The sequence below is a fragment of the Dysgonomonas sp. GY75 genome, assembly GCF_015234155.1.
GTDB classification, from domain to species: domain Bacteria; phylum Bacteroidota; class Bacteroidia; order Bacteroidales; family Dysgonomonadaceae; genus Dysgonomonas; species Dysgonomonas gadei.
Window position 1 is genome coordinate 79,803 of record NZ_JADCLQ010000001.1, and the last position, 24,144, is coordinate 103,946.

The following is a 24,144-nucleotide window of genomic DNA, read 5'->3' on the forward strand; positions in this document are numbered from 1 at the left end:
TTATGAGTAGCAGACGAAAACTAAAAAAAAGTATAATTGCAACGATGGAATTACTGTATGTAGACTGTCTGTTTTATAAGATATTCGTAGTCGATGCGGATAAGGAAGCTGCCGACAAAGTCATTACCCATATAGTAGAAGTCCAAAACGAATTGCTGAAGCGTGTGAATGTAAATGAAGGCAAGGATGTGAAAGGCAGAGTTAAGTCTTATTATAAAAAATTAAGAGTTGATATCCAGGAACAAACAAATACGATTGCCAAAGAAATAGCAGCTCTGGGTTAATGAAAAGTTTCAGTAATTTTATTCTCCGCCTTATCGGGTGGAAAATAACCGGGCAGACCGAACTGCCTGAAAAATGTGTTATCTGTGTTGCACCGCATACAAGTAACTGGGATTTACCTTTAGGATTGACTGTTTATAGTGCATTAGGCAGAAAAGCATCATTCCTGATCAAGAAAGAGTGGTTCTTTTTTCCTATGAATCTTATTTTCAAAGGACTTGGTGGTATTCCTGTAGACCGTTCACGAAAAACTTCACTGACTGAGCAGATGTCGGAAATATATGCAGAGAGAGAAAATTTTCAACTGGCTATAACTCCTGAAGCTACCCGTAAACTGAATGCAGAATGGAAAAAAGGATTCTATTTCATCGCTTTGGCTGCTAATGTACCGATTGTTGTTGCAGCACTCGATTATGGTAAGAAAGAGGCTGACTTTAAGAAGATTCTGATGCCTACAGGAGATGTGGATGCCGATCTGGAAATAATTAAAGCCTGCTATAAAGGAGTGGTTGCAAAGCACCCTCAATATTTTTCTTTGTAAATGAAAAACGAAAAATTAAAAGTAAAAAATTAAGATTTAATATATTTTTTACTTTTCGTTCTCCACTTTTAAATTGATAACATATTATGCTACAAGACTGTAACCTTAGGATTAGTCTTGTGCAATACGACATTGCATGGGAAAATAAACAAAAGAACCTCGATTATATACATACTGTTGTATCAGGTCTCGAAGGTAAAACCGATGTTGTAATTCTACCCGAAATGTGCACTACAGGCTTTTCCATGAACAGCCATAATCTGGCAGAGCCGGTTAGCGGTAATACTATAACCTTATTGAAACAGTGGTCTGCGCAATATGATGTTGCTGTATGCGGTAGTTATATAGCCGAAGAAAATACTGATTTTTATAACCGGGGATTTTTCATTACTCCTGATAAAGAATTCTATTACGACAAACGCCATCTCTTCCGCATGGGAGCTGAACCTCAGTCTTTTTCAGCAGGAGGTAAACGTTTGATCTTTGAACATAAAGGCTTCAATATCTGTTTACTTATTTGTTACGACTTACGGTTTCCCGTATGGGCAAGAAATGTTGATAATGAGTATGATCTGCTTATTTATACGGCTAACTGGCCGGCTTCACGGGCAAAAGTATGGAACGCGTTGTTAACGGCCCGTGCTCTTGAGAATATGGCTTATGTATGTGGGGTAAACCGGATAGGAAAGGATGGTAACGGACTGATACACGAAGGCGGCTCAAAGGTTGTCGATGCCAAAGGGGATGAAATACTCTCTCTCGGTCTGAACCTAGGGCAGGTCGAAACTGTTTGTTTATCAAAATTGGAGTTGGAGCAATTCAGGGCTAAATTTCCAGTATGGAAAGATGCCGACAGATTTGAATTAAAGTAATAGAATTATCATTAAAATATTAATTATGAAACGTATTTTAAATCCGGCGGTTCTTGTAATCGCAATTATAACACTTACATTCAGCTTACAAAGTTGCAATTCAGCAAAACCGGTTGATAAAACCCAACTGGAAGGTTATTGGACACTTAAAACTCTGAAAGGTGAAGATGCTAAAACAGCATTTGCGGGAACATTGCCCTATCTGCAATTCGATTTCGCTAAAAATCTGGTCTCCGGTAATGGCGGATGTAATGGATTTACGGGAGCTTTTACACTGACAGATAAGAATGAATTTTCTGCACCTAATCTGGCTGCAACAATGATGATGTGCGTACAAGCAAATAAAGAGCCCCAGTTTTTCACAGCCCTTTCTACTCCTAACCTCATCTTGTCATTAGACAAAGAAGGGTTACTGACGTTGTCTGAAGATAAAACAGTGATACTACAGTTCGAAAAAGGCGAAGCTCCTAAAGTAGCAGCAGCTACGGATATTGTAAATGCAGAAAACTTAGCCGGAGCTTGGACCCTTACGTCTATAGCCGGTGGCGATATGGCTACATTGTTTACAGGAAAAACTCCTACGTTGGAATTCACAGCAGATGGAAAAGCATTCGGTAATGGAGGTTGTAACACATATCGTACATCATACACACTACAGGAAAACACGGTGACTTTTGGCCCAGTGATGTCTACAAAGATGGCTTGTCCGAGTCTGAAAGGAGAAGGTTTATTTACAGGACTTCTTGCCAGTCCACTGCAAGCCGGATTGAATGGCGATAAACTGACATTCTCCAAAGAGGGAAATGTCGTACTTGAATTTGTAAAAGGAGTGGCAGAATGATTTTTTCTGTCTTATCTAATATAAAAGCGCTTGTAAGCAAAGTTTGAATCTTTAGGCGTTTTAAGTATTTATATTGAATAGAGTAGGGGTGAAAAATTTTTCACCCCTATATTTTCTACTTCAATATAACCGTCACTCCTTTTGCACCATGTGCCCCTACAACCAGCGACTGTTCTATATCAGCCGTTTTAGACGGGCCGGAAATAAATACACCGAAACCATAGTCATTAAAGGTTAGCCTATCATAGGCTTCATGCATATTATTTACCACAGCCTTCCTGTCGAGTACGATAACCAGGTATTCTGAAATAAAGTAAACCACTTTCTCCTTTACATTCTGTGGAATCCATACACATCCGTTTTCGGCAACACCGACTTCTCCTTTTATTATAGCCAGGTCTATCCCATTCAATTCGTGCGGATCCGCGGCATTATCCGGATTGATGGTTGCGATAGTGATGTCGGGCAAATTGGAAGCTATCACTTTAGCGTCGGCGTATAACGAACGTATAACTTCATTTATATCCTCCCCCTCTTTCAAGACAATCGCATCTCCTCCTACAGCCTTACTTATTTCTATAAATTGGGCGACTTTATCGGGATATTGTATTCCTTCTATATCTATATCGGGCATCTCATACCTGTCTGTTATATGCCGCCTTATATTTCCTAATATATTGTTTTTACTGTTCATCGCTTCCTGCTTTATTCGTTTGTACTTTCCCTTTTTTCCACATCTCGGTAAACGATTCGCTGGCAAATTGTGGCAGTTCTCGTCCTTTACCCCAATCGTTTAATCCGTTATACAGCATAAATCGTGGCAGGTGATTTACAACTGGTGCAAATTTCAGTCCTGTCTTGTATAAAGCCGGGTGCATAAACAGGAATTTCATACCCCATGACATTATCTTCTTCATCTTATCCGCCTTGTGAAACGAATCTAGATTCTGCCGCCAACGGTATATCTGATCTGCCAGATCTATTTTTACCGGACAAACATTGTTACATGAATAGCACAGCGAACAGGCCGAAACATTATCAGCGTATTCTTCCGGCGATTTCAGCATTCCCAGATTAATACCTATAGGACCGGGTATAAAATAAGTATAGGAATACCCGCCGCTTCTCCGGTACACCGGACATGTATTCATGCATGCCCCGCAACGGATACATTTCAGTGTTTGTATATGTTCCTTATTTCCGAGTATCTCACTTCGTCCGTTATCGACCAGTATGATATGCATCTCACAACCTTTGCGCGGCTTGCGGAAATGGGAAGTATAAGTCGTTACAGGCTGCCCCGTGGCCGAACGCGCGAGCAGACGGGTGTATACACTCAAGGCACGGTGGTCGGGTATAATCTTCTCTATTCCCATCGATACGATGTGTACTTTGGGTAGCGAAGTACCCATATCCGCATTCCCTTCGTTGGTGCAGACTACCACGTCACCGGTCTCCGCCACGCCGAAGTTAGCCCCTGTCATACTTGCACCGGCTGTCAGGAATTCGTTGCGCAAATGCTGACGGGCAGCACGGGTAAGGTATGTAGGGTCACTGTTATCTTTTTCGGTATGCAATTTATCTTCGAAGAGTTTGCCTACTTCCTGCCGCTTCAGGTGAATAGCAGGCATTACAATGTGGCTCGGCGGCTCGTTCATCAGTTGGAGAATGCGCTCACCCAAATCACTCTCGACCACATCTATTCCCCTGTCTATCAGGTATGGGTTCAGGTGACATTCTTCGGTAAGCATCGATTTACTTTTTACCAGCTTCTTCGCGTTGCGTCCCGAAAGAATACTGTATACGATCTCATTATGCTCCGTTGCATCTTTTGCCCAATGAATAATAACACCGTTGGATTCGGCATTACTGACAAATTTTTCGAGATATTGGTCGAGATGGGTAATGGTATGCATCTTCACCTTCGCAGCCAGTTCACGCAAGTGCTCCCATTCGGGGATAGCCATTGCCATGCGGTCGCGTTTTTCGCGTACCATCCAAAGGGTTTCATTATGCCATGTCTCCTGCTCTTTATTAGCAATAAAGCGGTCTGCCGCCTTCGTATGTTTTGTACTCATAGTCCCGCAGCTAAAATTTGAATAACATGAATAAACTTAATAGGAAGGTTCTCTCTGCTGACCACTCCCTGCATATGCATCAGGCATGAACTATCGGCTCCGGTTATATATTCTGCCCCGGTAGCCATATGGTTCCTTACTTTATCTTGCCCCATACATACAGATACGGAAGGTTCTTCGATAGAAAACATTCCTCCAAAGCCGCAGCATTCATCGACTTTCTGAGGTTCCAGTACTTCTACTCCCTCTACTAAGGACAGTAAATCCCTGACCTTTGAGTAACGGGGAATATTCAGTTCGCTTGCCGAAGACAAATGTAGTTCCCGCACGCCGTGGCAACTGTTATGTACACTCACTTTATGAGGGAAGTTACCCGGAAGTTTGTCCACTTTCAATATATCGTGAAGGAACTCGCACAGGTCATATATTTTTCCGCTTGTCTGGCACAGATGCTGTTCTTTCTCCAGCAGGCGGGGATAATTTTCTTTTACAAAAGCGGCGCAACTGGCTGACGGAGCGACAATATAGTCGTATTTGTCGAAAAGTTTTTCGAACTGTTTTGCCAAAGGAATGGCTTTGTCTTCAAAACCTGCATTCGCCATCGGCTGCCCGCAACAAGTCTGATCGATGGGATAATCCACATCCACACCCAGATAATCGAGGAGCTTGTATGAGGCTACCCCCACTTCGGGATATATGGCATTTACATAGCAGGGGATAAATAATCCTACTTTCATCTTTATCTTAAATTAGTTGATCGCTATAAAGGTAATAATATAAAAAACTCAAAGCCAGCAGACTTTGAGTTTTTTATTATTAGACTTATCAGCCTTTTGTTTCCAGATACACTACATGTGTCTGAAGATATTCTTCAAGCCCGTGTTTACCATCAGCGCCGCCGATTCCCGATTTGCGCCATCCGGCATGGAATCCCTGCATAGCTTCAAAGTTTTCACGGTTGATGTATGTTTCTCCGAATTTAAGCGCTCTTACCAATTTGAAAGCTGTATCCAGGTTCTGAGTGTAAACGGAAGATGTCAAACCATATTCGCAATCGTTAGCCCATTCAATAGCATCGTTTATATCGGAAAATTCAACGACAGGCAATACCGGACCAAATGTTTCTTCTTGTATAATATCCATTTTCTGAGTGGCATCAGCGAGAACAGTAGGCTCGAAGAAATAGCCTTTCGTTCCGATACGCTTGCCGCCACAAAGAAGTTTGCAGCCTTGGTTTATGGCTTTCGCTACTTTTTCTTCCACTGATTTTAATGCGTTGGCTTCTACAAGAGGTCCCATATCCAAATCTACTATTTCGGAAGGATTACCCGCTTTGACGGCTTTCATGCCTGCAACCAGTTTTTCAAGGAATATGTCTTTCACTTTCTTGTGTACATATACCCGTTCGGCACAGTTACAAACCTGCCCTGTATTGATGACACGGGATGCGATTATCGATTTTACCGCCAAATCTAGATCAGCATCATCCATAACGATAGCCGGAGCTTTTCCGCCCAGTTCGAGGGATACTTTTGTGATATTCGGAGCTGCGGCAGCCATTGTCTGTTGCCCTGCGCCAACGCTTCCGGTAAGGCTTACCATTCCTACTTTCGGGTTAGCAGCCAGTTCGTGCCCGATAACGGAACCACGTCCCATTATAAGGTTGAATACACCGGCAGGCATACCCACTTCTTCAACTATCCGGGCGAATACATATGCATTCTCAGGAGTAATCTGGCTGGGCTTTACCACGATTGTATTTCCCGTCACCAATGCAGGAGCAGCCTTACGGGCAATGAGGAAGAACGGAAAATTCCATGGAAGAATACCCGTAGTAACACCAATCGGTTTCTTAAACAGGAAAATATTTTCGTGTGGACGGTCGCTCTGGATAATTTCACCTTCATATCTGCGTGCCCATCCTGCCATATATTCGAGATAATCGGCTGTGAAAAGGACTTCTACGTTTGCCAGTCCCTGAGTTTTACCACCTTCACGGACAATGATATCGGTCAGTTCTTTTTCCCGTTTGCGGATGCCTGCTGCAATCTTGATCAGATAGCTTGCTCTTTCTACGGCAGGAGTAGCTGCCCATTTATCCTGTGCTTTTTCGGCCGCATCTATTGCCTTGCGGGCGTCTTCGATTGTGCCTTCGGGTTGCCGCGAGATTACTTCTTCTGTCGACGGGTTCAGTACGTCTATCCATTTTCCGGATGCGTTTTCTACAAATTTGCCGTCGATAAACATTTTTAGTTCTTTCATGGTGTTTAATGTTTATATTATTAATATACAGGTATTATATAGCTAAATTCGGAAACTAAAATTATAAAAAAAAGAGCATACCGCATTACAAAATTTGATATTATAGTTTCAATAAATGACTATATAATAATAAACTAGACTTATCTTTAGGGCTTAAATAAACTTAACATGAAACGAATAGCAATAACGGGAGCGGCAGGCAATCTTGGCGGACTATTAGCTCAGGGGATGAAAGATATGGATGTGTATCTAAATCTGCTGACACATAAGAAAGATATTGCCGGGAACCTGAAAGAAAAAGAAAATATATCCGTTTTCAAAGTAGATTTAGCAAGCAAGGAGACATTGTGCGATGCACTCGACAATGTCGATGTAATCGTTCATTTTGCGGGAATACTATTCAAAGCGAATCCCGAAAAATTCCTGCCTACTACGAATACGCAATACTTCAATAACCTGTTAGATGTTGCTATCCGACAAAAAGTAAAACGCATCATCCTTATCAGTTTCCCTCATGTAGAAGGTGAATGCAGCCCGCAAAATCCGGCGACCGGAGTATTGGACGGAAAACCGGAATCTATGCATGCAAAAACACGTCTTGAAGAAGAAAGACTCTTGTTCCGGTATGGAGAAAAATGTGGTTTCGAAGCTGTCTCTTTGCGGGTAGGGATGGTGTATGGTGAAGGAATTCTTATGATAGACGCAGCACAATGGTTTGCCCGTCACAGGTTGCTGGGAGTGTGGAAGAAACCAACCGATATACATCTTATCTCGAAATCAGATTTTGTGGATGCAACTATTGCGGCCACTCTAAACCCCGGTGTAAAGGGAATTTATCATATTGGGGATGAGGGAGTGCAGACTTTGCAACAGTTTCTTGACGATATAACAATCTATAAAGGAAATCATAAACCGTGGCGTATGCCCGTATGGATGATAATGACGGCTGCACGCGGGTTTGAGTTGTTTTCTGCTCTTTTTGGTACGCAAAGCCCGTTGACTGTTGATTTTGTAAAAATAGGAATGGTGTCTTATTATGGAGATACGAGGCGTATGAGAAAAGAACTGCTTCCCGAACTGAAATTCAAGACATACAGAGAAGGTATTGAACTGTTTTGAAAAAATAAAGGGAAGAATAAATCCTTCCCTCCAATTTGTTTAATAAACATCACATCTTATTTATTAGCTACAAGAACACCTTGTGTCTGCTGATATGTAGCATTTAATATTGCCAGATATTTACGGTATTGCTGTGCAGATAATACAGATTTTGTGTTTGCCAAATTGAAGGCTAAGGCTTTCCATGCCCCCTCTTTGTCGTTATCCTGCAATGCATCTTTCAGCTTCTCCGCCGAATCGTAGAATATATTTCCGAGTTGTTCTTTCTGTGCAGGAGTCGCCTGTACATAATCGGTTACTGTATTGAATGTGCTCTTGTTATTCAATACCCACAAAACCTCATAATCGTTGCTCGCAAATGAACTGATACTGAACGCCAGTACCGCTACAAATAAAATTGATAACCTTTTCATAACCAAAAAAATTTAATTTTAAAAACAATCTTTATTAACTTACAGGCATAAAAAAAACAAAGAAATCCCATCTTGTTCATGGTATTCTTTGTTCGTTATACTTGTAAATTATTGATAACCTAATTCACGATACAAATGTAAGGAATAATTTTTATTTAATGTCTTTTTGGCATAAAAATATGCATTTATATGTCATATATATTTTCTATTGGGTTTTTGTGAACTTTTTTGATATATGATTGTTATATGGAAACTCACTAAATGTAAAACAAATTACAGCTGAAGACATACCTAGTTATTATCAAATAAAAAGCGTGAACATACGCTCACGCCTTTATCCAAAAAATCAATCCATATATAATAATAAATACAGGGCAGTAAAACTGCTTAATTATTTATTCTCAGTAGTCACTTTCAAAGTTACTTCTATATTGTTTCGTGTAGCATTGGAGTAAGGGCATACCTGATGTGCTTCTTTAACCAGTTCTTCGGCTTCTTGCCGGCTGATCCCTTTTATATGTACATCCATTTCCACAGCCAGTTGAAAGCCTCCACCTTCTTTTGGACCAATACTTACTTTGGCGGTCACTTCCGGTTTTATGTGAATCTTTTTGGCTAGTGAAACGTGGCTTAGTGCGCTGCCGAAGCAAGCGGAATAACCTGCCGCAAAAAGTTGTTCAGGATTAGTGTAATTACCACCCGGGCCGCCCATTTCTTTAGGAGGTCTTACTTCCAGGTTCAGTACTCCGTCCGAAGACTTGACACTACCGCTTCTTCCTCCTACCGAGGTAGCTACTGCTGTGTACATTTTTTCCATACTACTGTTTTTTATAATTTGCCTAGTTAGTATAATAAAACAATAGTAAGACTTGTATTGTTCAATGATAGCTATAATAAAGAATATAAGACATAATAGGGTAATGACACGGAATTTATTTTTTTTGAGAAAGTTTATCTATATAATAAGCTGGTAGCCTTTAACTGTCAGCTTGTAGCTCTTTGAAAGATTGATTCGTAAATCTGTAGATTAGCATATTAGCAAATGAGTGAAATAGTGTAAACTTTGTAACCTTTTAACAAGTAATAAGTTTTAAGTAATGAGTACAAAGTTGAAAGAACTGTATTTATGTTTACCCTAAAGTCTTTTGTGCGACAGCCTAAGCTAACGGCTAATAGCTATCAGCTAAAAGCTGAAATATGTGTTACCTTTGTTACTCTTTAACTATATACAGTTAAAAAAATGTTAAAAATACGACATGGAAATAGTGAGAAAATTGTCAGATATGTCAGGTTTTAACTAAACAGAGTTAATTAATGTAAATAATATTAATGGTTGAAATTTTCGCTTTTCGTGCGTTTGCCTTAAAGATTTTAGGGCAAACGCATCAAAATTCATAAAGCTGTTTTCAACCTCCTGTAGGGGCGTATTGCATACGCCCAGTTGTGATATTTTGTTATGCGGGCGTATGCAATACGCCCCTACAGGCCTTCGATAGAAGTTGAATAATTTGATGCGTTTGCCCTGTAAAGACTTAAAGAGTTATCCCTTATTTTTATAAAAGCACTATCTTTGCACAAAATGAGAAGTTATGATACTAAATATACAAAATGAAACCGCACCACTGAAAACCGTTGTGTTGGGGCAGCCTTATTCGTTAGGGAAAGAACCTGCACCGGAAGATACATATGATGCGAAATCTTATGAATCTGTCCAAAATGGTACTTATCCTAAGGAAGAGAATATCGCCGATGAAATGACCGCATTTGAAAAAGTTTTCTTAAAATATGATGTGGAAGTTCTTCGTCCTCTTATTTTGCCCAACTGTAATCAGGTCTATGCCCGTGATGTAGCATTTGTAATTGATGATAAGATTATCACATCAAACATTATACCCGATCGTGCGGATGAGCAGGAAGCGTATGCGCCTATCTATAGTCAGATAGCTTTCAATAAAATATATAACCTGCCCGAGAAAGCACATGTAGAAGGTGGAGACGTGGTCTTGTATGGTGATACCGTCTTTGTCGGTACTTATATGGAAAGGGATTATCCTGAATACAAAACTGCCAGAACAAACGCGTACGCAATAGCATTCCTTCGGGAATTATATCCTGAGAAAAATTTTGTGGCACTCGAACTGGAGAAAGATGATACCGACCCCCGTAAAGGTATCCTGCATCTCGATTGTACTTTCATGCCGGTAGGTAATGGTAAGGCTATTATCTATAAAGATGGTTTCAAGTACGAAAAAGACTATCATTATCTGGTTGATTTCTTCGGTAGGAAGAATGTTTTCGAGGTTACACAGGAAGAAATGTATTATATGAATACGAATATATTTTCTATATCTCCTACGGTTGTTGTAAGCGAGAAACATTTTACGCGCCTTAATCGCCATTTGGCCGATGAATGGGGGTTGACAGTCGAGGCTATCCCTTATTTCGAAATATCCAAAATGGGAGGATTGCTCCGTTGCTCTACACTACCATTAGTTAGGGAATAATCTAGTATAAAATGAATATGCTTAAATCTCTGGGGCTTTTTATTGTTTTTATGTTTGCGTCCGTTACCTTATCTGCACAGATGATCGGCGCAGGCATGCAAGCGACAAAAAGTGAGAAAGTTGAGTTCGCAGCCAATATACATACCAGATATTACACATACAAGGGGGATGTAAATTTCTTCCTGTTTGGAGGCTTGGATTATACAGGAGGCAGTACCAAACTTTCAGGATTAAATACGAAGGCTATTTCGCCCACATTGGATTTTGCAAGTATGGTTTTTGGAGATTATGCCGATAGAAGTGTTTTGTGGCTGTCGTGCGATGCGGGGTATTTACGGAACTTTAATGAAAAAAGGGCGAGCGGGATTGTGCTTACTCCTAATATTATGTGTGCTTATAGTTTGTTTTATATAAAGACAGGGTATGATATGAATGTGTCGCGTGGCAACAATCAATTTTTCGTACGCTTGGGGCTGATTCTTTCATTATAAGTAATAAGTATTGAGTATTAAGTTGAAAGAATTTCAAACCACTTATTACTCAATACTTACTACTCATCATTCATAAACTTATTTTGCGTCGGGGTAAAGTCCTTTCCACCAGCCATTATCGTCCTTCAGCCATTTGGAAAACCAGGCCATTATGGAATTGTTCCATTCCACACGCCGTTTGTAATTCATTACTCCGTGGTTTTCGTCTTTCACCTGTATGAATTCCGCCGGGCGGCCCAATATCTTCAAGGCTGTATACATCTGGATACTTTCGCCTATAGGCACATTGGTGTCGACCGTACCGTGTGTAAACAGAATAGGTGTGTGTACTTTGTCGGCGCTGAACAACGGACTTTGCTTTACATACAGGTCGGGGTTGTTCCACGGGTAGCTGTGAGCACTTGCGCCCGAACTATAAGTGTATCCCCAGTATCCTTCGCCCCAATAGCTGCTGATGGAACTGATTCCCGCATGGGATACGGCAGCCGCGAATATATCTGTCCGGGTTTGCAGGTACATGGTCATAAATCCGCCGTATGACGCGCCTACACAGCCGATTTTCTTTTCGTTTACATAAGGGTGTTCTTTTACAAACTGTTTTACTCCTTCTATGATATCTTCGGCGGTACGTTTACCCCATGCATTGACGTGCAGGGCTGCAAACTTCTGTCCGAAGCCGGTTGCGCCGCTCGGCTGTATAATATACACCACATAGCCTTGCGATGCAAACACATGGGCAGGATACGGTCCTTCAAATGTACGGGAAGTAGGACTGGTACCTCCGTAGTAATATACGATCATCGGATATTTCTTGGACGCGTCGAAGTTTGGAGGCAGGTAACAACTGCCTTTAATCTCTGTTCCTGCGGAATTGGTAAAGTTCCAGTCTTCCGCTTTTCCGAGAGTCATTTCAGATAGCCTGTCGTTGTATGGGTTGGCTACCATTGTCGACTTTTGATTTTTTATATCATACAGATAGGCACGGGTAGAGTTCGACTGGCTTACGCCGAAATAGATTGCGGACAGAGCATTGTCAGCCGTAGAGAATGAACGGATGACTTCTTCATTCAATGGTAATTTAGTGAAAGACTTGCCGGAAGGATTGTATGCATACATATTCACATAGTCCTTGTCGGTAGTACGGAAATAGATCAGATTGTCTTTCTTGTTCCAGAAACTATTGTCGATACTCGGATCGAAATTCTTTGTGATCGGGTCAATCTGTTTTGTGCTTAAGTCCATGATAAATGCGAGGCCATTATAGCTATTGGCTATTTGTCCGGCATCTATATTTTGTCCTATGCCGCCGAAGGCTTCGCCGGCACCCGATATAAGGACTTTTTTACCGTCGGGGGAAAAAGTCGCGCCATATGCAAAACCTTCGTTTGTCCATAAAGTATCTACACTCATAGTCGGCAAATCCAGCTTGAGCATTGTATATTTACGAAACGGACGTTCGGTCACTGTTTCATCGGTAAAAGAAACCAGAAGCTGTTTTGAGTCGGCGCTGATGTCGTTGAGCCATGTCGTATGCGAGCCATATGTAAGTTGCTGGCTTAGACCCGATCTGATGTCGTATTTATAGATGAACGAACGGTTAGTGTATCCCGGTTGGCGGTCTTCGGGTGATAATAAAAGCTTTAAATCTCCTTTCGTCTCTTCGCCCTTTTCCTGTTTGGTATAGAAAAGAGTTCTTTCATCGGGGGAGAAGGTCATATACTCGTCCGGAATGTTCTTTGCTAGGATCGTTTCCTGTAATGTCGCGGGATCGATGGAGATCAGATTTGTACCATCTTCGGTTTTTAGTAAGTAGAACATTTTTTCGCTTACAGGCATCCAACTTAACTGTTTTTTACTGCCATCGGTATCCAGAAGGATTTGTTTGCCTGTGGAGACATTGTATAATTCGGTTGTGGATATGCTTTTCTCTCCGAATGTATTTCTGTACGAGATCAAAGCGTATTGACCGTTTGGCGACATACTGGTATTGGTTACTCTTTTACCTAAGAGCATATCGGTAAAGTTTACGAACCTTTTGCTCGTATTTTGAACTGAAAAGGTCGTTTTATCGTCCCCCTTCTCGTTTTCCAATACAATTTTGAAAATAGGAGAGGACTTATCTTCCGCCGAAGCTAGTAGCTTGATTACGACACGGCTGGATAAAGGATATGGGTTGAAAGTAGCGGTAACCTCTTTTTCATTTCTGAAGTTTTCTTCTCTGGTGGTTTTCGAGGTGCTGAGTTTACCATCCACATATAGCTCGAACATATTCGGAGAGGTTATCTTTAAGGATAATTTCGCATAACGGTCGGCCTGCACATAGAATGAGAATAGCTGGAAAGTATAGCCTTCCCTTGGCTTTTCCGCATAAAAATATCCGGCAGTGTCGGATTTGAGAGGTCTTACAAAAGCGGTTTGCTCAGGAATGGTCAGATTCATTTTCAATAAATCCTTTTCCGAATACTTATCTCCTTTCAGATTGGTAGAGTCTACAATTAACGGATTGATAACAGCAACGGGCGGAGCTGCATATATCTGGGGTAATTTTTGTTTGATCTGAGAAAACATGCCTATAACGGATGTAAGGCATAGGGCGATAACCGACAATCGTAATTTCATATATTTTATAATATTTTATAGTTTAGGCAATAAAGATATGAATTATACGATAGACAAACGGAATAATAGCAATGAAAAGCATTTGTCTGCCATGATGTTTTATAGCAGGGATATCTTTAATTGAGGATAATATATTATCTTTGAGCATTAAAAATGCACGTCTTAACTAGCAGGGGCAGAGCAGAATTTATTTTGATCCTGCCAAATCTTGCAAAAGTACTTAATGTTATAGCGCCTATATTAAATAGTATCATTAATATTAAAAAATGAAGATCTTTACATACTACCTTATCTGTATCTTATCTGTTCTTGTCATATTTTCTTCGTGTGGCGAAGATATAATGCTTTATCATGAGAGGGAACCCGAACCGGAACCAGAGCCCGAACCGGAATATTATTGGTTGTTGGAAAGTGTGGATTATCCGGAATATAATAAGTTGGAAATGCAGTCCCGAGATGATTTTACCCTGACATACAATGATGCTGATTCCATAATCGTAATAGATAATGATGGGGGAGACTACATTCAGGTTGATTATAAAGACAAATTTTTCTCATTTTCCCGCGTGAGGAGTTCTTCCGCGACAAGCCGGACATCGGATAGCCTGCTGATTTACCTGAATGAGAATAAGCAGATAGATTATGCCCTGCATGTGACCAATACAGAGAAATTTAGGGATGGCGAATTGATTTCGAATGAAAGAACATGGAACGATTCCACCGTTTGTAAATATAATGCGGAAGGCTATATGACCAATATGGATCATTATGATTACAGTGGAAATAATAACTCCCTCTCATATGCCGAGGAATATGTGATTACAGACGGCAATATAACCGAAGTAATCTCATCGGCGGGTTATCGTCATATATATACATATGACAAGACTGCATATATTAAGTCGGCAAGCTATGTGTATGAAATGCCTCTGAATACAATAAGCATAAAGAGCAGGGGAGGATGCTGGTTTATGTCCAGTCTGCCTTTTCTGTCGGCTAAATATCTAGGAAAGTCGAGTGTGAACAACGTATCACGAACTATTATAAAGAAAACAGAAGAAAACGGAAGTGAGTCGGATTATGCTGACATCGCGTATAAATATGTTCTCGATGAGAATAATATGTTAAGTACGGCGACACTTTCCGGAACGGTTAACGGAGAACGTATTCCTGATGATTTTGTATCTAAGTTCTCTCATTTCGGAAAAGAAAAGAAATAATATAAGAAAGTCCGGCATTAAACCGGACTTTCTTGTTTAATCCCGACTTAGTTACAAATAATGAACGAAGAATTGAGAGATATTCATTACCTAACCAAGCCGGGAGGCTAAGGGGGCAGCCTTATATTTTCAAATATTATCTACGGGCGGATATATCATAATACTTCTCCTGTGGCTTTACTGACTTTTACTATATCGCCTCTTGTCCCACTGATATACCATATTTCGTTATCCAGGCTTACCGAAAACGGTTCTTGTTCGATTAACAGCGGTTTGGCTATCGCTATAGCCGACAGTATGGTTGGTACAACGTCATTATAGATTGTCGATGTAAAAGATTGGTGTTTCTGTTGTTCTTCGGATTGAGCTAATACTTCAGTGTTATTTTTGTACTTATCTCTGGGATTACCTTTAAATTGATAGAATATAGCGGAAGCTATCATCGATATCAGGCAGATAGGGTATATTGCAGTCTTACTCATAATAATCTAAGTTTTATCGGTTACGTTATATAGAGGGATATACAGTATATATTCCATAATAAGACTCCTGTTTTTTCTTTATAGAAAATAAAAAAGCGCTGAAATGTTTGATTTTCAGCGCTTCCTGTGTTTAATTCTATCTTCTATTTTTTAGCATCCAGTATTTCAAGGAGAATTTCCGGTTCGTCAGTGGTAATGTAATCGATATCCTGATTGAGCATTGTCTGCATATCTTCAGTCTTGTTCACAGTCCATGCATTGGTTAACAAACCTATGGATTTTGCTTTCTTTGCCAAATCCGTATCTTTAATAAAATTACTGTAATGATAGTCTATACCCGACATTCTTTCCGCTTTCAGTTCTTCGAGCGTTTTATCAGCTTCCAGATAAAGAATCTTAGCCGTTGGGTCCAGCTCCCTGATGCGTTTTGCCGCATCGAAGCTGAATGTTATATAATCGGTCCATGCCTGTGCATTCATACGATGTACTATACGGACAGCCGAATCGGCAACGGCTTCGCAACGTTCTTTTCCTTTTTGTGATGCTTTAACTTCCAGTACCAGGCGGGTCTTATTTTGTCCTTTAATACATTTTATATATTCTTCGAGGCTTGGCAGCTTGTCTCCGTCTTTCAATTCTATTTTGAATAATTCGTCCGCTGTGGTTTCTTCTACCTTTTTTCCTCCTATTTCAGGATCGTGAGAGAGGATAACCTTATTGTCGGATGATAACCATACATCGAATTCAGAGCCTTCGCAGCCTATTTCTATCGCTTTTTTCAATGATTTTAATGAGTTCTGGCTGGCGTCATGGTTTTTCCACGCTCCACGGTGTGCGATAACTTTGTTTCGGATAAAGTCGTCTCTGACCAGTTCGAAGGTTTTCTCTCCGTCTTTGGTCTTTACCGTGATTTCGAATCTCCACGGAGTGGATTTTGTGATTGTGGCATTTTTTTTAATCAACAAATGTCCGTCTTCGCTCAATACAAACAAGTTAGCCTCATCTTTTATCAAAGAGATTTTTTCTCCGGCCGGAATATTAAATTTTCCAACCTTTACACCTCTTTTATTATTTTTAATCAGGTAATTATCTAATACTAACAGTTCTGTTGCCGATTGTGAATACATGATGGTCTGGCTTGAGAATAAAATAAAAAATAAGAACAATAACTTTTTCATAATTATATTTTTAGACATTAATCGTATATTATACTATATACTATGAATACATGCAGTAGCGGATACGTTATAGTTGAAAACGGGCAAACTTAGCATTCTTTCTATAAAAATTTATCTATATACAGGAATAGATAATGATCTTGAATAGTCAAAGATAAAAAGTAAGAAATGAAAAAGTGTGTATAATCTGTTACTTTTGTTACCTTTTTTATTAATAAATTAAAAATTGATTATTTATCAGGTGATTATAGGCTTTGCGAAGAAATGTAACAGGGCTGTGTAATTTGTAAAAAGTGTTACTTTTGTTACCTTTTTTGATTATTACGATACTGTATTTTAGATTTAGTTGGGATACTTTTGTCATTTCATTTTTGAAGGATTTTATTTCTCTTATTTTGAAAAATATTTCCAATTAATATTTATTCTATCAGTTGACATTTTATTACCTTTACGTTAAAAATTAAGACTATGAATACCTACTCTAGCTTTCAAAAGTATCTTCAAAATGAACTGACCGATATACAATCGGCAGGATTGTACAAAAACGAGCGTATAATAGTATCTCCACAGGGGGCATCTATACGTGTAAACACCGGACAAGAAGTCCTGAATTTCTGTGCCAATAATTATCTTGGATTATCAGACAATAAGGAGCTAATCGAAGCCGCTAAAGAGGCTATGGACTCCCGCGGGTTTGGCATGTCTTCCGTAAGGTTTATCTGCGGTACCCAGGATTTACATAAACAGTTGGAAGCAGCTATCGCCAAGTTCTTCGGTATGGAAGATTCGATCTTGTATGCCGCCTGTTTCGATGCTAATGGCGGTGTATTCGAACCGTTGTTGAGCGATCAGGACGCCATTATTTCCGATTCATTGAACCATGCCTCCATAATAGATGGCGTGCGCCTCTGTAAAGCTGTTCGTTACCGTTATGCAAATGCGGATATGGAAGATTTGGAGAAACAGTTGAAACTGGCTCAGTCGCAACGTTTCCGGCTGATAGTGACAGATGGTGTATTCTCTATGGACGGCAATGTGGCCTCGATGGATAAAATATACGAACTGGCACAAAAATACGATGCCATGATAATGATAGACGAATCACATTCTGCAGGTGTAGTCGGCAAAACCGGTCGTGGAACTACCGAATTATTTAATCTGCGTGGTAAGGTTGAGATCATTACAGGTACATTAGGTAAATCGTTTGGGGGAGCTATCGGCGGATTCACAACAGGTAAGAAAGAGATAATAGATATGCTTCGCCAGCGTTCACGCCCTTATCTGTTCTCAAATTCCTTACCTCCGGCAATCACTGCGGCAGGGATTAAGATGTTCGAGATGATGGAACGCACGAATGAATTACAGGATAAATTGCATGCCAATACAGACTACTTCGTGGAAAAGATGAAAGCGGCAGGTTTTGACATTAAGCCTACGCAATCCTCCATCTGTGCGGTAATGCTGTACGATGCGAAGTTATCACAGGATATGGCCGCCCGGTTATTGGATGAGGGTATTTATGTTACAGGGTTTTATTATCCGGTAGTACCTAAAGACTTAGCGCGTATCCGTGTACAAATATCGGCAGGACATGAGAAAGAACATCTCGACAAATGTATAACAGCTTTCACGAAAACAGGAAAAGAACTAGGTGTAATTAAATAAACGATGAAGAACATTCTTATAGTAGGTAGTACGGGCCAGATCGGCTCGGAATTGAGTATCAGGTTGCGCTCGATTTATGGAGACGGTAATGTAATCTGCGGATATTATAAGCCGCCTTATCCCGATGGTTTCTTCGATTGGGGACCGACAGTGGAGATAGATGCAACCGATATAAAGCAAATTGCAGATGTTGTAAAAAAATACAAGATAGATACTATCTACAATCTGGCAGCTATATTGTCTGCTACAGCCGAGAAAAATCCTAAATTGGGATGGGATGTAGGTGTAGGCAGCCTGATGAACTGTCTCGATGTGGCCAGAGAGTTCAATTGTGCAGTATTTACTCCAAGTTCTATCGGCGCATTCGGCCCTAATACTCCAAAGGATAAAACACCGCAGGATACAGTTCAGCGTCCGAAAACCGTATATGGGATAACCAAGGTAATGGGGGAGTTACTTAGCGATTATTACCACGACCGCTGGGGAGTGGATACCCGTTCGGTTCGTTTTCCGGGTATTATATCCAACCTTACCCACCCGGGCGGTGGAACTACCGACTATGCCGTAGAGATATACTATAATGCGGTGAAAGAGGAGAAGTTTATCTGTCCGCTTAAGGCTGGAACTTTTATGGATATGATGTATATGCCCGATGCACTGAACGCAGCTATCAACATTATGGAAGCTGATCCTGATAGGCTGGTACATCGCAATTCGTTCAATATAGCGGCAATGAGTTTCGACCCTGAGATGCTGTACAAGGCTATTAAAAAGCATTATCCCGATTTTGAAATGGAATATGATGTAGACCCATTGAAGCAGGCTATTGCCGATTCATGGCCCAACTCTCTGGATGATACCTGTGCTCGTCAGGAATGGGACTGGAAACCTGAATATGATCTGGAGAAGATGACCGCTGATATGATAAGTGTACTCAAAGAGAGGGAAGTACATTTGATTTGATAATAGATAGAGTTAGAAAGCATGGCAATAGAATCCATGCTTTACTTCTCTCTATAAATCTTATTCTTCTATACTGAAACTGACAAAAGCAAAGCGTTTGCTGTCCGGCGCCCATGAGTTTACATTAAAAGTACCCTGTCCGCCGAATAATTTGACTAAAGTCTGAGGTTCACCTCCTGTCGCAGGTATCATTCGTATTTCTACATGTTTGTAGCGGAGATGTTCGTGCGGTTCGAGATCCCCTTTCCTGTATGCGATATATACGACATTCTTGCCATCCGGAGACAGGTGTGGAAACCAGGAGTTACTATCGTCATCAAACGTTATCTGTGTCTGTTCACTACCGTCGGTTTTCATCCGCCATATCTGCATCAGTCCCGTACGCACGGAGTTGAACCAGATGTATTTGCCATCGGGAGAATATTCGGGTCCGTCATTCAGACCTTCGGATGTTGTCAGGCGGGTTTCATTGGTTCCGTCAATGGAAATTGTATATACATCCATTTCCCCGTTGCGGTTGGCACAATAGGTAAGCATCTTTCCATCCGGACTCCATCCGTGCATATAACTTGGCCGGGAAGGAGTTACCTGTTTCGGTTCCCCACCCTCGCCCGGTAATACGAATATTGTGGGGCGTCCGTCCGGTAATGAGCGGTGGCTGATTGCCATTAACCTTCCATCCGGTGATACCAGATGGTCGTTGTTGCATCTGGTGGCGAAGCCTGTATCAATTAATTCCGGCTCTCCGGAAAAATCTGTCGGGAGTTTATATATCAACCCTTCACTGTTATATATCAGATGTTTGCCGTCAGGCGTCCAATCGGGAGCTTCTATCAGATAAGGAAACTCTTTCACGATGGTTCGTCTGCCAGTCGTAATATCATATATTTCAAGGATACTGGTAACTTTGGATGGCTCTGTTTGTTGTGGCTGCATAATGTTATGGCTAGTTTTTCTGATAGATGTTATTCTAAGTACAATAGCTTTATTGCAAGATAGCAGAGGATAATTAACATAGCGTATATTATCGGCGTAATAATAATTATGGCTGCCGCTATATGAAGCTTCTTAGGCTTCTCCGGTTTAGCTCTTCTTTTGAATATGCGCCAACAGATAAACCATACGGGTATGGCAATGACAAGTAAGGCTATTATGGCGCCGGAGCCAAAGCCTAGAGAAAATCCGCCGGAAGGGTCAATATTTATATCCATAGTTTTAAAGCTTATTTAATTCAGGTCTATAACCGTAATACCTGTACCACCAAATTGGACATGTTCGTCCTGATAATTATGTACACCCGGTACTGTACGTAAGTAATCCCGTATGATTTGCCGCAGTGCGCCCGTGCCTGTTCCATGCAGGATACGCACACGGGATACCCCGACAAGAATGGCGTCGTCAATGAAGTACATAACGGCCTGTAAGGCTTCGTCTCCACGCATGCCGCGTACGTCTATATCCTGTTTGAAGTTGAGTTTCTTCTCGCGCATATCGTCGCTTACGGCAGCGCTGACCAATGTACTCTTCGAATCCCGTTTGACCTGATTCTTACTTACATATTCCAGTGTGTCGAGCTTGGCTGTCGATTTTATCATCCCGAAAGCCACTGTTGCATTACCTCTTTGTATATCGAGTACCTGCCCTATAGATGTTTGCCCTTTTATGCGGACATTATCACCGATGGTAATTGCTTGAGTTTTTTGCTTTTCAGGAGCCTTTTCTTTTTGTTTCTTATTTTTCTCCTTGTCCTTTAGCTTCTGTATTTTCCGGGTAATCTTATCATCGGAGAAATTATCTTCATTATCCAGTGCCGATTTGAATTCACTTAACGCTTGTCGCGCCTGCTTAGTTTTCTCTTTATCGGCTTGTGATTCACGGATCGTGCGGATAGTATTCTCTATCTTGGCATTTGCCTCCGACATAATGCGTTCAGCATCAGCCTTTGCCTGACGGATGATTTCTTTTCGCTGCTTTTCTACAGCCAGCAAGTCGGTTTCGTAGGTCTCGGTAACTTCTTCGAGCCGTTTTTCCTTTTGACGGATGCTTTGGCGTTTGGTTTCCCAATAACGTTTGTCGCGGACAATATCCTGTAGATATTTATCCATATTGATATAATCGCTGCCTACTATTTCCGAAGCATCGGCAATAACATCTTCAGGCAATCCTATCTTCCGTGCAATCTCTATGGCAAACGAACTGCCCGGATTTCCTATGGATAAGGTAAACAGAGGTTGCATCAGATGGCGGTCGTATAACATGGCTCCATTTATCACCCCTTTGTTTTCATTGGCAAAGTGTTTCAGATTCTGATAGTGGGTGGTGATTACTCCGAAAGCGCTTTTTTCATTGAAACGTTTCAATAGAGATTCGGCAATTGCCCCGCCTATCTGGGGTTCGGTACCTCCGCCAAATTCGTCAATGAGCAGGATAGTCTTTTTATCACAGTTCCTGACAAAAAACTTCATGTTGGTCAGATGGGAGCTATATGTACTCAGATCGTTTTCGATCGATTGTTCATCTCCTATGTCTATGAATATATGGTTGAATATCCCGACCTTAGAATTCTCATCCAGAGGAATCGGCAAACCGCATTGTACCATATATTGGAGCAGTCCTACTGTTTTCAGGCAAACAGATTTTCCTCCGGCATTCGGTCCTGAAATTATCAGCAGCCGGTTGTCTTCTTCCAATTCTATATCGAGCGGTACTATTTGTTTATTCTGCTTGCGGTGCGAGAGAAACAGCAGCGGATGTTTCGCCCTGTACCAGCGTATTATTTGTTTATCTTCTATAGATGGCTTGATGGCACTCAACTCGATAGAGAATGTAGCTTTTGCCCGGATGAAATCGATCATAGCCAGAAATTCATACGATTGCAGTATCTCGGGAACCAGTGGGCGTAGAACGTCAGTAAAAGCAATGAGTATTTTAATTATCTCGCGTCTTTCTTCGCTTTCCAGTTCACGTATCCGGTTGTTTGCTTCCACTACCTCGGCCGGTTCTATAAAGACTGTCTTACCTGAAGCAGATTCGTCATGCACTATCCCTTTAATCTTCCGTTTAAATGCCGGAGCAACGGGGATAACCAGCCGTCCGTCACGCATGGTAGGTGTTACATCCTTTTCTACAAGGCCTTCGCTTTGCGCCAGACGTAATATGGCATTCAGACTTTTAGATATGCCTCCCGATATATGGGCCATATCTTTCCGTATACGGTGCAATTCGGATGACGCATTGTCTTTTATGCGCCCGAACTTGTCGAGGATATTGTCTATTTTACTTATCAGCTGAGGAAATACAACCACTTCCCCTGCTAATGTATATAGATGAGGGTAGGGCGTATTTTCTTCATCTTCTTTTTTCAGAAAACTTACAATGTCACGAATTGTTTGCAAGGAGCGTCTTAAATCGAACAATGCATTTTCGTCTATCCACGTACCTTCTACTTTGATGTTCCGTAGCGACGGGCGTACATCAAGGAAATAATTCGTTGGAAAATCATCTTCTTCCTGTGTGATGCGCATGAATTCCTCTGTTTGGGAGAGGCTTTCAGTAATAAATGTATAATCGGAAGAAAAAGCCATATTCTCTACTTTTTCCTCTCCTAGCGGACTCAGGCATCTAGCCATGAGTAATTGCCGTATTTTGTCAAATCCTATTTTCGATTCGAAATTCTCCGGATATATCACGTTGTGTTCATTTTAGGATGCAAAGATAAAAATTTTAGTTATAAGTTATAAACTATAAGCTTTAGCTGTAAGGTTTGAAAATTGGCAATTATAATTATCGGTCGTTTTTGTGTTGTTTAACTATATTTGGTTAAAATCTGACACATCTGACAACTTTTTTATTATTTTATGCCGTTGTTTTTTACATCTGTTAACTATATGTGATTAAAAAGTAACAAAGGTAACATAGGAAACAATTAATAATGCGAATCAGTAGTTGATATTTAATGTTCTATTTTTTCTAACGCGCCATCCGGCTTGTTTTTCTTAACTTTTTCTTGATAAAAAGTTACAAAAATCAAGGCTGCATCCCTCCGGCGACCCAACACCGCAGCTCCGGTGGGGCAAAATAATACGGAGTCATCTTTAGCCGGATTATCAGTCGTGTATAGCAGCCATCCTATTTTGCCCTACACCTCCGCTTTACGGATTGGGTACCCCGCCTGCGGGATGAGGCCGGAATCGCGATGCGGCGACAGAACAGAGTCTTTCATGCTTTAGCCCTACGTGCGTCAGCCCTCGCGCATTAGTGACGCAGGCGGGGTACCCAATCCGTTGCAGGCGGCGTAGAATCAAACGGGGCGATAGCCCGTGTGTTTGATTCAGCCGGCAAAACGGTTTTGGGTCGCCGAGGAGCGGAGCGCTAGCCTTTTGGTTCGTTTTGGGCAATGCCAAAATGAACGTTTAAGCGCAACGAAGTGGAGCTGAAAAGAATTGAACAATTTTATACTACAATAGTTACTTGAACTACTGATTGGCATTAAGAATGGAAAATAATAATTAGCTTATCGTGTTGAGCAGAGCCGAGTATCCTGTTTATAAAAAAAACTCCGTGCTACTCCTTTTACACTGTGTTTAAATAAAAAGTAACATATATTTCAGCTTT

The 24,144-nt window shown here is 40.9% G+C and carries 22 protein-coding genes; 10 read left to right on the forward strand and 12 right to left on the reverse strand.

Annotated elements, in window-relative coordinates; all coding sequences use genetic code 11:
* The first annotated feature begins 2 nt into the window (after positions 1 to 2).
* From IR083_RS00455 to IR083_RS00470, 4 genes are all read left to right on the forward strand, one after another.
* Positions 3 to 284, forward strand: coding sequence for a hypothetical protein (locus tag IR083_RS00455; RefSeq protein ID WP_006800502.1), 282 nt, complete (start codon positions 3 to 5; stop codon positions 282 to 284).
* Positions 284 to 823 carry a 1-acyl-sn-glycerol-3-phosphate acyltransferase gene (locus IR083_RS00460; protein ID WP_194222811.1) on the forward strand — a complete coding sequence of 180 codons (540 nt, stop codon included), beginning with the start codon at positions 284 to 286 and terminating at the stop codon, positions 821 to 823. The genes IR083_RS00455 and IR083_RS00460 overlap by 1 nt, the downstream gene beginning before the upstream one ends.
* A gap of 86 nt (positions 824 to 909) precedes the next feature.
* On the forward strand, positions 910 to 1,695 hold the full coding sequence (locus IR083_RS00465; protein WP_194222812.1) for a nitrilase family protein: 786 nt from the start codon (positions 910 to 912) through the stop codon (positions 1,693 to 1,695).
* A 25-nt stretch (positions 1,696 to 1,720) separates the two neighbouring features.
* Complete coding sequence (locus tag IR083_RS00470) at positions 1,721 to 2,536, forward strand: META domain-containing protein (RefSeq protein WP_194222813.1); 816 nt, start codon at positions 1,721 to 1,723, stop codon at positions 2,534 to 2,536.
* A gap of 115 nt (positions 2,537 to 2,651) precedes the next feature.
* On the opposite strand, the gene IR083_RS00475 is transcribed toward IR083_RS00470, so the two are convergent.
* The 4 genes from IR083_RS00475 to aldA all read right to left on the reverse strand — a co-directional run bounded on the left by IR083_RS00475 (position 2,652) and on the right by aldA (position 6,876).
* Positions 2,652 to 3,230 carry a lactate utilization protein C gene (locus IR083_RS00475; protein ID WP_194222814.1) on the reverse strand — a complete coding sequence of 193 codons (579 nt, stop codon included), beginning with the start codon at positions 3,228 to 3,230 and terminating at the stop codon, positions 2,652 to 2,654.
* The gene (locus IR083_RS00480; protein WP_194222815.1) at positions 3,220 to 4,614 is read right to left on the reverse strand and encodes a lactate utilization protein B; all 1,395 of its coding nucleotides are present in this window, start codon (positions 4,612 to 4,614) and stop codon (positions 3,220 to 3,222) included. The genes IR083_RS00475 and IR083_RS00480 overlap by 11 nt, the downstream gene beginning before the upstream one ends.
* Positions 4,611 to 5,351, reverse strand: coding sequence for a (Fe-S)-binding protein (locus IR083_RS00485; protein WP_006800496.1), 741 nt, complete (start codon positions 5,349 to 5,351; stop codon positions 4,611 to 4,613). Before IR083_RS00485 ends, IR083_RS00480 begins: the two co-directional genes overlap by 4 nt.
* Positions 5,352 to 5,439: 88 nt before the next feature.
* Positions 5,440 to 6,876, reverse strand: a complete 1,437-nt coding sequence (gene aldA / locus IR083_RS00490; protein ID WP_194222816.1) for an aldehyde dehydrogenase — start codon at positions 6,874 to 6,876, stop codon at positions 5,440 to 5,442.
* A 168-nt stretch (positions 6,877 to 7,044) separates the two neighbouring features.
* On the opposite strand from aldA, the gene IR083_RS00495 reads away from it, so the two are divergent.
* Complete coding sequence (locus IR083_RS00495; protein ID WP_194222817.1) at positions 7,045 to 7,995, forward strand: NAD-dependent epimerase/dehydratase family protein; 951 nt, start codon at positions 7,045 to 7,047, stop codon at positions 7,993 to 7,995.
* Between the two features lie 56 nt (positions 7,996 to 8,051).
* Here IR083_RS00495 and IR083_RS00500 read toward each other — a convergent pair whose 3' ends face one another.
* Positions 8,052 to 8,408, reverse strand: coding sequence for a hypothetical protein (locus IR083_RS00500; protein ID WP_006800493.1), 357 nt, complete (start codon positions 8,406 to 8,408; stop codon positions 8,052 to 8,054).
* A gap of 391 nt (positions 8,409 to 8,799) precedes the next feature.
* Positions 8,800 to 9,225 carry an organic hydroperoxide resistance protein gene (locus tag IR083_RS00505; protein WP_194222818.1) on the reverse strand — a complete coding sequence of 142 codons (426 nt, stop codon included), beginning with the start codon at positions 9,223 to 9,225 and terminating at the stop codon, positions 8,800 to 8,802.
* Between the two features lie 772 nt (positions 9,226 to 9,997).
* On the opposite strand from IR083_RS00505, the gene IR083_RS00510 reads away from it, so the two are divergent.
* The gene (locus IR083_RS00510; protein ID WP_194222819.1) at positions 9,998 to 10,912 is read left to right on the forward strand and encodes a dimethylarginine dimethylaminohydrolase family protein; all 915 of its coding nucleotides are present in this window, start codon (positions 9,998 to 10,000) and stop codon (positions 10,910 to 10,912) included.
* A gap of 11 nt (positions 10,913 to 10,923) precedes the next feature.
* Positions 10,924 to 11,403: a hypothetical protein gene (locus tag IR083_RS00515; RefSeq protein ID WP_206759845.1), complete on the forward strand. Its 480-nt coding sequence runs from the start codon at positions 10,924 to 10,926 to the stop codon at positions 11,401 to 11,403.
* A 78-nt stretch (positions 11,404 to 11,481) separates the two neighbouring features.
* Here IR083_RS00515 and IR083_RS00520 read toward each other — a convergent pair whose 3' ends face one another.
* Positions 11,482 to 14,022: an alpha/beta hydrolase family protein gene (locus IR083_RS00520; protein ID WP_194222821.1), complete on the reverse strand. Its 2,541-nt coding sequence runs from the start codon at positions 14,020 to 14,022 to the stop codon at positions 11,482 to 11,484.
* A gap of 266 nt (positions 14,023 to 14,288) precedes the next feature.
* On the opposite strand from IR083_RS00520, the gene IR083_RS00525 reads away from it, so the two are divergent.
* Positions 14,289 to 15,242 carry a hypothetical protein gene (locus IR083_RS00525; protein WP_194222822.1) on the forward strand — a complete coding sequence of 318 codons (954 nt, stop codon included), beginning with the start codon at positions 14,289 to 14,291 and terminating at the stop codon, positions 15,240 to 15,242.
* A 155-nt stretch (positions 15,243 to 15,397) separates the two neighbouring features.
* Here IR083_RS00525 and IR083_RS00530 read toward each other — a convergent pair whose 3' ends face one another.
* Together IR083_RS00530 and IR083_RS00535 are read right to left on the reverse strand one after the other, a co-directional pair.
* Positions 15,398 to 15,724, reverse strand: a complete 327-nt coding sequence (locus IR083_RS00530) for a hypothetical protein (RefSeq protein ID WP_194222823.1) — start codon at positions 15,722 to 15,724, stop codon at positions 15,398 to 15,400.
* A 143-nt stretch (positions 15,725 to 15,867) separates the two neighbouring features.
* The gene (locus IR083_RS00535; protein ID WP_194222824.1) at positions 15,868 to 16,902 is read right to left on the reverse strand and encodes a glycerophosphodiester phosphodiesterase family protein; all 1,035 of its coding nucleotides are present in this window, start codon (positions 16,900 to 16,902) and stop codon (positions 15,868 to 15,870) included.
* Positions 16,903 to 17,370: 468 nt separating this feature from the next.
* Here IR083_RS00535 and kbl point away from each other — a divergent pair, with 468 nt between their 5' ends.
* Positions 17,371 to 18,567, forward strand: coding sequence for a glycine C-acetyltransferase (gene kbl, locus IR083_RS00540; protein ID WP_194222825.1), 1,197 nt, complete (start codon positions 17,371 to 17,373; stop codon positions 18,565 to 18,567).
* Positions 18,568 to 18,570: 3 nt separating this feature from the next.
* A complete protein-coding gene (locus IR083_RS00545) occupies positions 18,571 to 19,530 on the forward strand; it encodes an NAD-dependent epimerase/dehydratase family protein (RefSeq protein WP_194222826.1) in 960 nt (319 codons plus the stop codon).
* Between the two features lie 60 nt (positions 19,531 to 19,590).
* On the opposite strand, the gene IR083_RS00550 is transcribed toward IR083_RS00545, so the two are convergent.
* The 3 genes from IR083_RS00550 to IR083_RS00560 are packed head-to-tail and all read right to left on the reverse strand — an operon-like array spanning position 19,591 to position 23,219.
* Complete coding sequence (locus IR083_RS00550) at positions 19,591 to 20,466, reverse strand: PD40 domain-containing protein (RefSeq protein ID WP_194222827.1); 876 nt, start codon at positions 20,464 to 20,466, stop codon at positions 19,591 to 19,593.
* Between the two features lie 29 nt (positions 20,467 to 20,495).
* Positions 20,496 to 20,741, reverse strand: coding sequence for a hypothetical protein (locus IR083_RS00555; protein ID WP_006800481.1), 246 nt, complete (start codon positions 20,739 to 20,741; stop codon positions 20,496 to 20,498).
* A gap of 15 nt (positions 20,742 to 20,756) precedes the next feature.
* Positions 20,757 to 23,219: an endonuclease MutS2 gene (locus IR083_RS00560; protein ID WP_194222828.1), complete on the reverse strand. Its 2,463-nt coding sequence runs from the start codon at positions 23,217 to 23,219 to the stop codon at positions 20,757 to 20,759.
* Between the last annotated feature and the right edge of the window lie 925 nt (positions 23,220 to 24,144).

Excerpts from the sequence above, each read along its gene's own strand:
- IR083_RS00455 (WP_006800502.1), top strand. The coding sequence starts at position 3 with ATGAGTAGCAGACGAAAACTAAAAAAAAGTATAATTGCAACGATGGAA.
- IR083_RS00460 (WP_194222811.1), top strand. The coding sequence starts at position 284 with ATGAAAAGTTTCAGTAATTTTATTCTCCGCCTTATCGGGTGGAAAATA.
- IR083_RS00465 (WP_194222812.1), top strand. The coding sequence starts at position 910 with ATGCTACAAGACTGTAACCTTAGGATTAGTCTTGTGCAATACGACATT.
- IR083_RS00470 (WP_194222813.1), top strand. The coding sequence starts at position 1,721 with ATGAAACGTATTTTAAATCCGGCGGTTCTTGTAATCGCAATTATAACA.
- IR083_RS00475 (WP_194222814.1), bottom strand. The coding sequence starts at position 3,230 with ATGAACAGTAAAAACAATATATTAGGAAATATAAGGCGGCATATAACA.
- IR083_RS00480 (WP_194222815.1), bottom strand. The coding sequence starts at position 4,614 with ATGAGTACAAAACATACGAAGGCGGCAGACCGCTTTATTGCTAATAAA.
- IR083_RS00485 (WP_006800496.1), bottom strand. The coding sequence starts at position 5,351 with ATGAAAGTAGGATTATTTATCCCCTGCTATGTAAATGCCATATATCCC.
- aldA (WP_194222816.1), bottom strand. The coding sequence starts at position 6,876 with ATGAAAGAACTAAAAATGTTTATCGACGGCAAATTTGTAGAAAACGCA.
- IR083_RS00495 (WP_194222817.1), top strand. The coding sequence starts at position 7,045 with ATGAAACGAATAGCAATAACGGGAGCGGCAGGCAATCTTGGCGGACTA.
- IR083_RS00500 (WP_006800493.1), bottom strand. The coding sequence starts at position 8,408 with ATGAAAAGGTTATCAATTTTATTTGTAGCGGTACTGGCGTTCAGTATC.
- IR083_RS00505 (WP_194222818.1), bottom strand. The coding sequence starts at position 9,225 with ATGGAAAAAATGTACACAGCAGTAGCTACCTCGGTAGGAGGAAGAAGC.
- IR083_RS00510 (WP_194222819.1), top strand. The coding sequence starts at position 9,998 with ATGATACTAAATATACAAAATGAAACCGCACCACTGAAAACCGTTGTG.
- IR083_RS00515 (WP_206759845.1), top strand. The coding sequence starts at position 10,924 with ATGAATATGCTTAAATCTCTGGGGCTTTTTATTGTTTTTATGTTTGCG.
- IR083_RS00520 (WP_194222821.1), bottom strand. The coding sequence starts at position 14,022 with ATGAAATTACGATTGTCGGTTATCGCCCTATGCCTTACATCCGTTATA.
- IR083_RS00525 (WP_194222822.1), top strand. The coding sequence starts at position 14,289 with ATGAAGATCTTTACATACTACCTTATCTGTATCTTATCTGTTCTTGTC.
- IR083_RS00530 (WP_194222823.1), bottom strand. The coding sequence starts at position 15,724 with ATGAGTAAGACTGCAATATACCCTATCTGCCTGATATCGATGATAGCT.
- IR083_RS00535 (WP_194222824.1), bottom strand. The coding sequence starts at position 16,902 with ATGAAAAAGTTATTGTTCTTATTTTTTATTTTATTCTCAAGCCAGACC.
- kbl (WP_194222825.1), top strand. The coding sequence starts at position 17,371 with ATGAATACCTACTCTAGCTTTCAAAAGTATCTTCAAAATGAACTGACC.
- IR083_RS00545 (WP_194222826.1), top strand. The coding sequence starts at position 18,571 with ATGAAGAACATTCTTATAGTAGGTAGTACGGGCCAGATCGGCTCGGAA.
- IR083_RS00550 (WP_194222827.1), bottom strand. The coding sequence starts at position 20,466 with ATGCAGCCACAACAAACAGAGCCATCCAAAGTTACCAGTATCCTTGAA.
- IR083_RS00555 (WP_006800481.1), bottom strand. The coding sequence starts at position 20,741 with ATGGATATAAATATTGACCCTTCCGGCGGATTTTCTCTAGGCTTTGGC.